General features: G+C 71.3%; 11 protein-coding genes and 1 tRNA gene. 6 read left to right on the top strand and 6 right to left on the bottom strand.

What is annotated here, in order from left to right; translation table 11 throughout:
* Positions 1-99: 99 nt before the first annotated feature.
* From AC08OP_RS12855 to AC08OP_RS12835, 5 genes are all read right to left on the bottom strand, one after another.
* Positions 100-414 (bottom strand): Asp23/Gls24 family envelope stress response protein, encoded by a 315-nt coding sequence (locus AC08OP_RS12855; RefSeq protein ID WP_476593133.1) that lies wholly within the window; start codon positions 412-414, stop codon positions 100-102.
* A gap of 65 nt (positions 415-479) precedes the next feature.
* Complete coding sequence (locus AC08OP_RS12850; protein ID WP_476614395.1) at positions 480-668, bottom strand: DUF2273 domain-containing protein; 189 nt, start codon at positions 666-668, stop codon at positions 480-482.
* 153 nt (positions 669-821) lie between these two features.
* Positions 822-1,169 (bottom strand): GTP-binding protein, encoded by a 348-nt coding sequence (locus tag AC08OP_RS12845; RefSeq protein ID WP_476614394.1) that lies wholly within the window; start codon positions 1,167-1,169, stop codon positions 822-824.
* Complete coding sequence (locus tag AC08OP_RS12840; RefSeq protein ID WP_476614393.1) at positions 1,166-1,633, bottom strand: hypothetical protein; 468 nt, start codon at positions 1,631-1,633, stop codon at positions 1,166-1,168. The genes AC08OP_RS12845 and AC08OP_RS12840 overlap by 4 nt, the downstream gene beginning before the upstream one ends.
* The gene (locus AC08OP_RS12835) at positions 1,630-2,115 is read right to left on the bottom strand and encodes an Asp23/Gls24 family envelope stress response protein (protein WP_462186369.1); all 486 of its coding nucleotides are present in this window, start codon (positions 2,113-2,115) and stop codon (positions 1,630-1,632) included. Before AC08OP_RS12835 ends, AC08OP_RS12840 begins: the two co-directional genes overlap by 4 nt.
* A 423-nt stretch (positions 2,116-2,538) precedes the next feature.
* Here AC08OP_RS12835 and AC08OP_RS12830 point away from each other — a divergent pair, with 423 nt between their 5' ends.
* Positions 2,539-3,561 (top strand): 4-(cytidine 5'-diphospho)-2-C-methyl-D-erythritol kinase, encoded by a 1,023-nt coding sequence (locus tag AC08OP_RS12830; RefSeq protein ID WP_476614392.1) that lies wholly within the window; start codon positions 2,539-2,541, stop codon positions 3,559-3,561.
* Positions 3,558-5,411 carry an ABC-F family ATP-binding cassette domain-containing protein gene (locus tag AC08OP_RS12825; protein WP_476614391.1) on the top strand — a complete coding sequence of 618 codons (1,854 nt, stop codon included), beginning with the start codon at positions 3,558-3,560 and terminating at the stop codon, positions 5,409-5,411. Before AC08OP_RS12830 ends, AC08OP_RS12825 begins: the two co-directional genes overlap by 4 nt.
* Before the next feature lie 25 nt (positions 5,412-5,436).
* Here the strand turns inward: AC08OP_RS12825 and AC08OP_RS12820 are convergent, their stop codons facing one another.
* Positions 5,437-6,456 carry an acyl-CoA desaturase gene (locus AC08OP_RS12820; protein ID WP_476614390.1) on the bottom strand — a complete coding sequence of 340 codons (1,020 nt, stop codon included), beginning with the start codon at positions 6,454-6,456 and terminating at the stop codon, positions 5,437-5,439.
* A gap of 390 nt (positions 6,457-6,846) precedes the next feature.
* On the opposite strand from AC08OP_RS12820, the gene AC08OP_RS12815 reads away from it, so the two are divergent.
* The 4 genes from AC08OP_RS12815 to AC08OP_RS12800 all read left to right on the top strand — a co-directional run bounded on the left by AC08OP_RS12815 (position 6,847) and on the right by AC08OP_RS12800 (position 11,209).
* A tRNA-Gln gene (locus AC08OP_RS12815) sits at positions 6,847-6,918 on the top strand.
* A gap of 246 nt (positions 6,919-7,164) precedes the next feature.
* Positions 7,165-8,775, top strand: coding sequence for a bifunctional UDP-N-acetylglucosamine diphosphorylase/glucosamine-1-phosphate N-acetyltransferase GlmU (gene glmU, locus AC08OP_RS12810; RefSeq protein WP_476614389.1), 1,611 nt, complete (start codon positions 7,165-7,167; stop codon positions 8,773-8,775).
* 320 nt (positions 8,776-9,095) lie between these two features.
* Positions 9,096-10,070: a ribose-phosphate diphosphokinase gene (locus AC08OP_RS12805; RefSeq protein WP_462186364.1), complete on the top strand. Its 975-nt coding sequence runs from the start codon at positions 9,096-9,098 to the stop codon at positions 10,068-10,070.
* A 113-nt stretch (positions 10,071-10,183) separates the two neighbouring features.
* Positions 10,184-11,209, top strand: coding sequence for a tryptophan--tRNA ligase (locus tag AC08OP_RS12800; protein ID WP_476614388.1), 1,026 nt, complete (start codon positions 10,184-10,186; stop codon positions 11,207-11,209).
* The last annotated feature ends 18 nt before the right edge of the window (positions 11,210-11,227 follow it).

Here is an 11,227-nt window from a genome sequence, read left to right as displayed (position 1 = left end):
CCCACACGGCGCCCTCCCCTCACCGAGCCCAGCCTTGCCTATTACCCGTGGTCTGTTACCCGTGCGCTGAACGCGAACCGGCGGGACAGAAGATGGCCGCTACCCATCGGAGGACAGCGACGGGATCTCGATGTCCAGGTGTGCCACGCGCACACCCGTGAGCGCTGCGACCCGGTCCCGCACCTCACAACGGACCAGCTCGGCCGTCTCCGTGACCGGGATCGGGTAACGCACGGAGAACGACATCGTCAGCCGGGCGGTGGCTCCCTCCATCTTCGCCGAGACCCGTGGCCTCCCGGCACGCCCACGACGCCGCGCGCCGCCACGGCGCGGGAATCTGCGTGGCGGTCCGGTAACGCCGACAACGTCCGCCGCCGCCATGGCCGCGATCTTCTCGACAACCCGGTCCGCCACCCGCAGGGAACCGGCCCCCGACCGCCTACCCGCGGGACGGCCCGGTCGCACACGCTCCCTCTCGTTCACCGCCCCCCCCGACGCCGGTCACCGCCCACGTAACGGGTGATATCGAGATCACCATCCACCACCTTGCCGATAACCAGCCCTATCGCACCGAAGACCAGCACGATCAGAAACTCGCCGAAGCCCCCGAAGGCGAGGGCGAGTCCGGCGATCAGACCGATGATCAGGCCAAGCGCGCTCGATCGCATGTGGCTCTTCCCCTTTCCCGGCCCATCCAGCCCGGCCCATCCAGCGGCCGCGGTACCCGGTCCGCCCCTCTGGACCGGCAGATCGAGGGGCGTCCCGCATGATCGTCACATGGAACCGGGCCCGGGGTACGGTCCCGCGGACCCGGTGTCGCCTCAGCGCACCCGAGGACCACGGCCGGGGCCGAACCGCGCCCAGCGGTACGACCACCACCGGCGCGCGGAGTCGGGACACCGGCGCCCGCGACCGCGAACCCAGGCGAACAGGATGCCCGCGGCGGTGGGCCGGTGATGGGTGGTGAGGCGGACGCCCGGAACACCCGGCGCGTCCGGCCCAGCCGGCCCGTCCGGCGCGGATCGCAGGGCCCGCAGGCCGGCGGCGAACACCTGTGGATCACCTCCCCGATCCGGGTGGTGCGTGCGGATGAACGCGCGGATCTCGGCCCTGCGTCGGGCGGCGTCGAGCTGGCGTCGGGATGACTCCTGCCGCCGATCGGAGGTCACGACGCCCCCATCTCCGCCGCCCCCGCATCCGGCACCCCCGAACGGAGCGTCTCCGGACCGACCACCGCCGCGTCCGGCCCCTCCGGACACGACAGGTCCGGATCCGGAATCGCCAGATCACGGATGACGACGTCGACCCGGGGACAGCCGGGTTCGGCCGCCAGCACCGCGGCGCGCACCCGGGCGGCGAGCTCACCGAGCCGTTCCCCGTACCGGCACACGATCTGCACCAGGATCCCGTCCGGCCGTACCCGTACCCCCTCCACCCGGCGGCCCGGAAGGTAGGTCGCGACCTCGGCCGCGGCACCCGCCCCGCCGTCCGGAACGCGGTGACGATCCTCGTGCCGGACCGGCGCGCCGATGAGCCGGACGACACCGGGACAGGACAGCACGGTCCGGGCCACCGCATCCGGATCCCAGGCGAACCCGCTCACCGGCCCGGCCGCCGTCGGGTTCGTACTCATTCGACCCGCCGCGACTCTTCCGATTCCTCCTCGCCGATGTAGACGTCGTCGATCGCGATATTCACCTCGGTGACCTCCAGGCCCGTCATTCCCTCCACGGAGGTGACGACGTTGTGCCGGATCGAGTGGGACAGATCCACGATGGAGACCCCGTAGTCGCAGACGACGTCGAGGTCGATCGCGGCCTGCCGTTCCCCGACCTCCACCGCGACTCCCTGGGAGACGCTGGCCGAAGCGCCGGGGATGCGGGCCCGGAACGAACCCATCGCGCGGGCCCCACCCGAGCCCAGGCTGTGTACCCCGGAGACCTCGCGTGCCGCGACACCGGCGATCTTGCGGACGACGGCGTCCGCGATCGACGTCCGGCCCCGGCCGGTCACCAGCTCGGTGGACGTCTTGCGCTCCGGCACGGTGGTGCGACGCGCACCACCTGCGTCCGAGGTCTTCGCCTCGGGCCCGGCCGCGCTGGTTGTGGTGGTCATGGTGCTCCTTCCTGGCCGGCATCGTCGGAGCGCCCAAAGCGGTGGAAGGGGTCAGGTCCGACCAGGAGCGGGACGTCGAGGGACGATCCGTCCGGGCGCTCTCCGGTGCGGTCGTTCACGATCAGGGATACCCGAATTCTCCGGTCGGACAACAACCCGTTCCCGTCGGCACAGCTACGATTACTGAACGGAAGCGCGCATCGTCCCCGCCGCGTCGCCGGGGGCCGATTCGCTGCGCCCCTCGCGATCCTTCGCGGGCGGACGCTCATCCGCTCCCGGCGCGGGCGGATAGGTTTGGGTGCCGGCCGCCACCGAACGCCACGCCGCCCAGCGGGCGCGTGCGTCCGAGCGAAGGAGCATCCGCTGCCTCGATCCCACCCGGGTCCGCGCCGAAGCGCCGGAGCCGGCCCCGCTACCGTCACCGTGCGAGCCCCGGCCAAGGTCAACCTGCATCTCGGCGTCGGACCGCTCCGACCGGACGGCTACCACGACGTCATCACAGTGCTGCAGGCCGTCTCGCTGTTCGACGACGTCTCGGCGACGTCGGTCGATCCCCCGCAGTTCCACGGCTCGGGGCTATCGACCACCGGCGACGGCGGCGGGGACGGCCGGTCCGGCGGGGACGTAGTCGTGACCGTCGAGGTGTCCGGGGAGGGCGCCGACCCGGCGTCGCTGGGTCCGGCGACGCCCACGCCGGAGGTCTCCCTCGTCCCCACTGGCCGGGACAACATCGCCGTCCGGGCCGCTCACCTGGTTGCCGAGGCCGCGGGCATCACCTCGGAACGTGTTCATCTCACCCTGGCGAAGGGCATCCCCGTCGCCGCGGGGATGGCCGGGGGCAGCGCCGACGCGGCGGCGGCGCTCGTCGCCTGCGACGCGCTGTGGCAGACCGGACTGGACCGGGCGACCCTGACCCGGCTCGCCGCCCAGCTCGGCAGCGACGTCCCGTTCCCCCTGGCCGGCGGCACCGCACTCGGCACCGGGCGCGGCGAGCAGCTCACCGACGTCCTGGCGACGGGCGAGTACTACTGGGTGTTCGCGCTCGCCGACGGCGGCCTGTCCACCCCCGCGGTCTACAAGGAGTTCGACCGGCTGACCGAGGGCAAACTGCGGACCGGCCCGACCCCCGCCGACGACGTGCTCGCCGCGCTGCGCACCGGCGACCCCGGTCAGCTCGGGGCCGCCCTGGTCAACGACCTGCAGCCGGCGGCGCTGCGGCTTCGGCCGTCCCTGCGCCGCGTCCTGGAGGCGGGCCGGGAGCTGGGAGCCGTCGGGGCGATCGTGAGCGGCTCCGGTCCGACCTGCGCCTTCCTCGCGGCCGGAGCGCAGGAGAGCATCGCGCTCGCGGCAAGCCTCGCCGGGATGGGGGTCGCCCGCGCGGTACGCCGGGCCTCCGGGCCGGCGAGCGGCGCCAGGATGGTGGAGGGGGCAGGCGAAGCGCCGTGAGCGCCGTCCTGGTCAGCCTCGAGAACGTCGACGCCGCGTTCGGCACCCGGACGCTGCTCGACCGGGTGAGCCTGGGGATCGGCGCCGGGGAACGGATCGGGGTCGTCGGGCGCAACGGGGCCGGGAAGTCCACCCTGCTGCGGATCATCGCCGGCGAGGTGGCCCCGGACGCCGGCCGGGTCGTGCCCGCCGGTTCCACCCGGGTCGCCACCCTGGCGCAGGCCGACGTGCTCCCCGCCGAGCGCACCGTGCGCGAGATTGTCGTGGGCACCGTCGCCGAGCACGAGTGGGCGGCGGATCCCCGGCAGCGGGGCATACTCGCCGGGCTCGGGCTGCTCGAACGGCTCGACGACCCGGTCGGGCCGATGTCGGGCGGGGAACGCCGCCGGGTGGCGCTGGCCCAGCTCCTCGTCCAGGACACCGACCTGCTGATCCTGGACGAACCGACGAACCACCTGGACGTCGAGGGGGTCGCCTGGCTCGCCCGGCATCTCGCCGGCTTCCGCGGTGGACTGCTCGTCGCGACCCACGACCGCTGGTTCCTCGACGAGGTGTGCGGACGGGTCTGGGAAGTCGTGGACGGGCGCGTCGACGCGTACGAGGGCGGCTATTCCGCGTACGTGCTCGCACGGGCCGAACGCACCCGGCGGGCCGACGCCACCGAGGCCAGGCGCCAGAACCTGCTGCGTAAGGAACTCGCCTGGCTACGCCGCGGCCCGCCCGCCCGGACCAGTAAGCCGCGCTTCCGCATCGACGCGGCCAATGCGCTGATCGCCGACGAGCCGCCGCCCCGGGACACCATGGCGCTGCGCAGCTTCGCGGCATCCCGGCTGGGCAAAGACGTCTACGACGCCGAGCATGTCACGGTCCGGATCGGGGACCGGACGTTGTTCGACGACGTCACCTGGCTGGTCGGACCGGGGGACCGGATCGGGCTGGTCGGTGTCAACGGAGCCGGCAAGACCACCCTGCTGCGCGTGCTGCTGGGTGCGGTGACGCCGGACGCCGGCCGGGTCCGGGTGGGGGCCAGCGTGCGACCGGCCCTGCTGTCCCAGGAAATCGCCGAACTACCGGCGCCGCTGCGGGCACTGGAGGCCGTCGAACAGGTCGGGCGGGTCCTGGAGGTCGAGAAAGGCCAGGAACGGACCGCCGGCCAGTTACTCGAGCAGTTCGGCCTCCCGTCGTCGCGGCAGTGGACGCGGGTCGGGGAGCTCTCCGGCGGCGAACGCCGCCGGCTGCAGCTGCTGCGCCTGCTGATGGCCAGACCGAACGTGCTGCTCCTCGACGAGCCGACCAACGACCTCGACACCGACACCCTCACCGCGCTCGAGGACCTCCTCGACTCGTGGCCGGGCAGCCTGATCGTGGTCAGCCACGACCGCTATTTCCTCGAACGCACCTGCGACGTGACGCTGGCGCTGCTCGGCGACGGCCACCTGCGCATGCTGCCCGGCGGCATCGAGGAGTACCTCGCCCGGCGCGCGGCCGCCCGGGAGGAGGCCGCGGCCCGGGCACCGTCATCCCGGGGTTCGTCGGCCTCCGGCGGCGGAGCGGGCGGGCAGGCCACCGGCGGACAGGGCACCACCGTCGCCGAAGCTGGGCGGACAGGTGGGCCGCCCGCCCTGTCCGGGAGCGAGCTGCGCGCCGCCCGCAAGGAGCTGACCCGGCTCGAGCGCGCCCTGGACCGGCTGAGCCGACGCGAGCAGGAGCTGCATCACGAGCTGGCCGAGGCCGCGACGGATCATGGGCGTCTGCTGACGCTGGACGCCGAGCTGCGCGCCGTCGTCGCGGACAAGGACAGCACCGAGGAGGCCTGGCTCACCCTCGCCGCCGAGATCGAGGGTGGCTGACAAGCCGCCGCCACCCGCCGCCCGGTCAGGCGGTAGCGCGTTTCGCCGCGAGACGCACCGGGTCCGGCCAGCGGACGTCCCGCACCAGGTGGACGGTCTCCATCAGCTTGATCAGGTAGAAGCTGGTGTCGATCTGCCAGGGCCGCACCCCGTGCCGGGCCGAGGTCGGCTCGGCGTGATGCAGGTTATGCCAGGACTCGCCCATCGACAGCAGGGCCAGCGGCCACACGTTGGTCGACCGGTCCCGCGACCGGTAAGGACGCGAGCCGAGGACGTGGCAGATGCTGTTCACCGACCACGTGACGTGGTGCAGCAGCGCGATACGGACCAGCCCGGCCCAGAAGAACGCCTCCAGCGCCGCGGCGAATGAACCCCCCCACAGGCCGCCGATCATGGCGGGCAGCACGAGGCTGGCGAACGCGCACAGCGCGAACGAGCGGCTGACCTTCATGATGTCGGGATCGTCGAGCAGGTCCGGGGCGAACCGACGCTGGTCGGTCTGCTCGACATCGAACAGCCAACCCACGTGGGCGTGCCAGAGACCCTTGATCAGCGACCACGTCCCCGGACCGTAACGCCATGGCGAGTGCGGGTCGCCCTCGGTGTCGCTGAAGGCGTGATGACGCCGGTGGTCGGCCACCCACCGGATAACCGGGCCCTCGATCGCCATGTTGCCGGCGACCGCCAGCGCGATCCGCACCGGCCTGGACGTCCGGAAGCCGCGGTGGGTGAAGTAACGGTGGAAGCCGATCGTCACGCCATGGCCGGTGATGCCGTAGAACACCACGGCGAGGACGACGTCCCGCCAGGAGATCCACCGCCCCCACATCGCCGGGATCGCGACCGCCAGGGAGACCAGCGGCACCACGATCGTCACCACCATCACGACCTGCTCGACGCGGGCCTTCGTCATCGAACGGGGCCGCGAGGCGTTGCCGCGGCTGTTCGCGGGATCAGCCCGGCGGGGAACCGGGCCCGTGGTGGGTTCGCGGTCGTCCCGCGGTGCCCGATTGTCGCTCGGTGTCACCGTGTCGGTAGCGGTCATCGCCTCGTTCCGTCCGTCGCGGCTGGCCCACTGTGCCGGCGCTCCATCCGCCACGGTAGCCCGCCGACATGACAACGTCCCCCCGCCTCTACGTCCGCCACGCAAACAAACCATCGGTCGCCGACCCGACCCGGATCGATCGGCACCGCCGCGCACCACGGTCACCGGCAGGTCGATGACAAGCCGATGACGAATAGCGACATCTAATAAAATTTGATGTTATTAGATGACAGCCAGTGGCAGTCTGGCGACGAAGAGATGAACGGCGGCCAACCAAACCCGGTCCGGGACGCCCGCCCGCGCCGGCCGGCGGGCAGGGTAGCCGGCGGCGGCCCGGCTTTTACCATCCGAGCCACCCCACGATGGTAGAGTTGGCATGTTTTCTCGCGGTCCGCCGTAGTGTAATCGGCAGCACAGGAGATTTTGGTTCTCTTAGTCCACGTTCGAGTCGTGGCGGCGGAGCATTACCGGGCCCGGAGCATTACCAGGCACGGAGCTACCGGACACCATCAGTAATACCATCGAAAAGAATATTCCGGAAGCACCGCCACACCATCACCACGGCGGCAGACAGGCACACATCATTTCCCAATCCGGGGCCGGCGTGTTCCCGGGATGGCCGTGGCATCTGCCGGCGCCTTCCGGTCGACGGGTAGTGTGGGCGCCGTCGCCCCACCGCTGTCCAGGTCCGAAGACTCGGGAGATCGCGTGACATCATCACGTCCGGCGGCCGTCATCATCCTGGCAGCGGGCGAGGGCAAGCGCATGCGCTCGACGACACCGAAGGTGCTGCACCACATCGCCGGGCGCTCCCTTCTCCACCACGTGCTAAGCGCGGCCGGAGCCCTCGCGGCGGCGCGGACCGCGGTCGTCGTGGGCCACGGCCGCGAACAGGTCGCGGCGATGCTGGCGGAGCAGGCTCCCGAGGTCGTCCCGGTCGTCCAGGACCGCCAGCACGGCACGGGCCATGCCGTCCGGGTGGCCTTGGCGGCGTTCGGCGAGCTGGCGCCCAGCGGCACGGTGGTCGTGCTGCCCGGCGACACCCCGCTGTTGACCGGCGCGACGCTCACTGCCCTGGTGGCCCAGCACCATGCCCGGGCGGCCGCGGCAACGGTCCTGTCGGCCGTTGTCGACGACGCCACCGGTTACGGCCGGGTGGTGCGCGACGGCGACGGCGCGGTCCGGGCCATCGTCGAGCATCGCGACGCCGACGCCGCCACCGCGACGATCCGAGAGATCAACACCGGCGTGTACGCGTTCGCCGCGGGCCCACTCCAGACCGCACTCGCAGGGCTGACCAGGGACAATGCTCAAGGTGAGGAGTACCTCACCGACGTCGTCGGGCTGCTGGTCGCCGCCGGGCGGCCGGTGGCCGCGCGGGTCGTGGACGATCCCGGCGAGGCCGGTGGGGTGAACGACCGCGTCCAGCTCGCCGCCGCCGGACGGGTGCTGCGGGACCGGATTGTCGAGGCGGCGATGCGCGCCGGCACCACCGTCGTCGACCCGCAGACCACCTGGATCGACGCCGACGTCATCCTCGAACCGGACACGACGCTCGCCCCCAACACCTTCCTGCACGGCCGGACGCACGTCGCTCGCGGCGCCGTCATCGGCCCCGAGTGCACCCTGACGGACACGGCAGTGGGCGCGGGCGCGACCGTCCTGCGGACCACAGCCGAGCGGGCCGAGATCGGCGCCGGGGCCGTGGTCGGGCCTTACAGCCATCTCCGGTCGGGCACCCGGCTAGGCTGCGAAGGCAAGATCGGCTCCTTCGTCGAGACGAAGTCGGCCGATCTCGGGAACCAGACGAAGGTCCCGCACCTGGCGTATGTCGGCGACGCGGTGGTCGGCGAGCGCAGCAACATCGGATGCACGACGGTCTTCGTGAACTACGACGGGGTGGCCAAGCACCGCACGATGATCGGCTCGGATGTCCGGATCGGCAGTGATACCATGCTTGTTGCTCCGGTCACGGTCGGGGACGGGGCCTACACCGGCGCCGGATCCGTGATCCGGGAGGACGTTCCGCCGGGCGCGCTGGCGGTCCGGGAGGGGCGGCAACGGATCATCGAAGGCTGGGTCTCCCGCCGCCGTCCCGGCAGCCCGGCGGCACGAGCGGCCGCCGCGGCCGGCGTCCCGGCCCCCGGCGGTGCCGGAGATTCCGAGCGTCCCGATGAAATGCCACAACCGTCCGCGGCCGAGGCCGCCGTGCCGATCCCAGCTCATCAGGGTGACGTGGCGCACCGGAGTGAGTTGCCGCCTACCGGCAAGGGCGAGGCCGGCATCGCCGGTATTCCCAGCGCGGGGAGCAGAACGTAAAACCGGGAAGCAGAATGTAAAGAGACGTCCGTCCGAACCTTCTGGCCAGCGAGGGGATGCACACCGCCCGGTCTGCCCCGCCCGGGTCGGCGGCCCGGGGTCCGCGGGCGGCGGCCGGCGGGCCTCGCCGGAGTCGCGGGCGGCGATCCGGGCACGTGGGTACCGTCCCGCCTGCGCAAACAGGGGCGGGACCGGGTAGGCCCGAGTGTTGAACCGTGCGGCCTCACGGCCGTTCCCCGAACGGGTCACCCGCCCGGGGGCTGCCCACGCCAGCCCGACCACGCCAGCCCGACCACGCCGTCACGCCCGAGGAGTACGCGGTGGCCTACCAGACCGAGAACCGGCGCAATCTGATGCTCTTCGCGGGACGTTCGCACCCGGGCCTCGCGGCGGAGGTCGCGGCCGCGCTCGACGTCGAGCCCGTCCCCACCAATGCCTACGAGTTTGCCAGCGGCGAGATCTTCGTCCGCTTCTCCGAATCGGTTCGAGGCTGCGACGCCTTCGTGCTCCAGTGCCATTCGGCCCCGGTGAACACCTGGCTGATGGAACAGCTGATCATGGTGGACGCGCTGAAGCGGGCCAGCGCCAAACGGATCACCGTCGTCGCGCCCTTCTACCCCTATGCGCGCCAGGACAAGAAGCACCGTGGCCGGGAGCCGATCTCGGCCCGCCTCGTCGCCGATTTGTTCAAGACCGCCGGCGCGCACCGGCTCATGTCGGTCGACCTGCACACTGCCCAGATTCAGGGCTTCTTCGACGGGCCGGTGGACCATCTCTTCGCGTTGCCGCTGCTCACCAACTACATCGAGTCCAAGCTGGACACGTCCGAGGTGACCGTCGTCGCCCCCGACTCGGGCCGGGTCCGCGTGGCTGAGCGGTGGACCGACCGGCTCGGCTGCCCGCTGGCCATCATCCACAAGCGGCGTGACCCGGACGTTCCCAACCAGGTGAAGATGTTCGACGTGGTCGGCGAGGTGCACGGACGGACCTGCGTCATCGTCGACGACATGATCGACACTGCCGGCACGATCACGAAGGCCGCGGAGTCACTCAAGGAGCACGGCGCGGCGGGCGTCATCGCGGCGGCAACCCACGGCGTACTGTCCGGCCCCGCCGCCGACCGGCTGAAGAACTCGGAGATCAGCGAGGTCGTCCTCACGAACACGCTGCCCCTGCCCAGCGAGGCTCGCATCGACAAGATCACCGAACTGTCCATCGCCCCGCTGCTGGCCGCGGCCATCAAGGCCGTGTTCGAGGACGGGTCGGTGACCGGCCTGTTCGGCGGAGACGCCTGACCGAGGCTCGGATCTCCCACCCCGCCACCGAGACAGGCGCAGGCAGGCGAACGGCCGCGAAGAACGACCTGGGGCGTCCCGGCGGCTGCCCCGCGTCCGTAGACTGCCCTGCCATGGCAGCGCAACAGCCGAAGGTGTCTCTCACCGGGATCAAGCCGACGGGCGAGCCGCACCTCGGCAACTACATCGGAGCGATCCGGCCGTCGCTGGAGCTCACCTCGACCTACGAGTCGATCTATTTCGTCGCCGACTACCACGCCCTGACATCCGTGCGTAGTCGCGAGGAGTTGGCGAGCTACACCCGCTCGGTGGCGGCCACGTGGCTCGTGCTCGGACTCGACCCGACGAGCACGATCTTCTACCGCCAGTCCGACGTCCCCGAGATCTTCGAGCTGGCCTGGGTGCTGTCCTGCGTCACCGGCAAGGGTCTGATGAACCGGGCCCACGCCTACAAGGCAGCCCGTGACCGCAACGCCGAGGCCGGCGTCCCCGATCTGGACGCCGGCATCAACATGGGCCTGTTCAACTATCCGATTCTGATGGCCGTCGACATTCTCATCATGAATGCCGACGTGGTCCCCGTCGGTCAGGACCAGTCGCAGCACGTGGAATACGCCGCCGACATCGCCGGCTCCTTCAACCATCTGTTCGGCGACGTGTTCAGCCTGAAGATCCCGGAGGTGGTCCTCCCGGCCGGGAGCTCGGCGAAGGTACTGCCCGGCATCGACGGCCGCAAGATGAGCAAGTCATACCGGAACACCATTCCCCTCTTCGCGCCGGAGAAGCAGCTACGGAAACTCGTCCGTGGGATCGTGAGCGACAGCACCCCGCTGGCGGACCCGAAGGACCCGGACAGTTCCGCGGCCTTCGTCCTGCTCGAGAACTTCGCGGCTCCCGAGGCAATCAAGGAGATGCGCAGCCGTCTGGAGCAGGGTGGCACTGGATGGGGCGAGGTGAAGAACGCCCTGTTCGAGACACTCAACGACTGGCTGTCACCGCTGCGGGAGCGCTACACCGAGCTCATCACCCCGGACAGCGAGCTGGACGACATCCTCGCGGCGGGTGCCGAGCGGGCCCGCGACCGGGCCCGGCCAGTGCTCGCCGGGGTCCGGCGCGCGATCGGGATTTCCCCGCTCTGACCTTCCCCGCTGTTCCGC

This window comes from Frankia sp. CeRuru1 (genome assembly GCF_977966315.1).
This window is presented reverse-complemented; position numbering and strand designations above follow the sequence as displayed.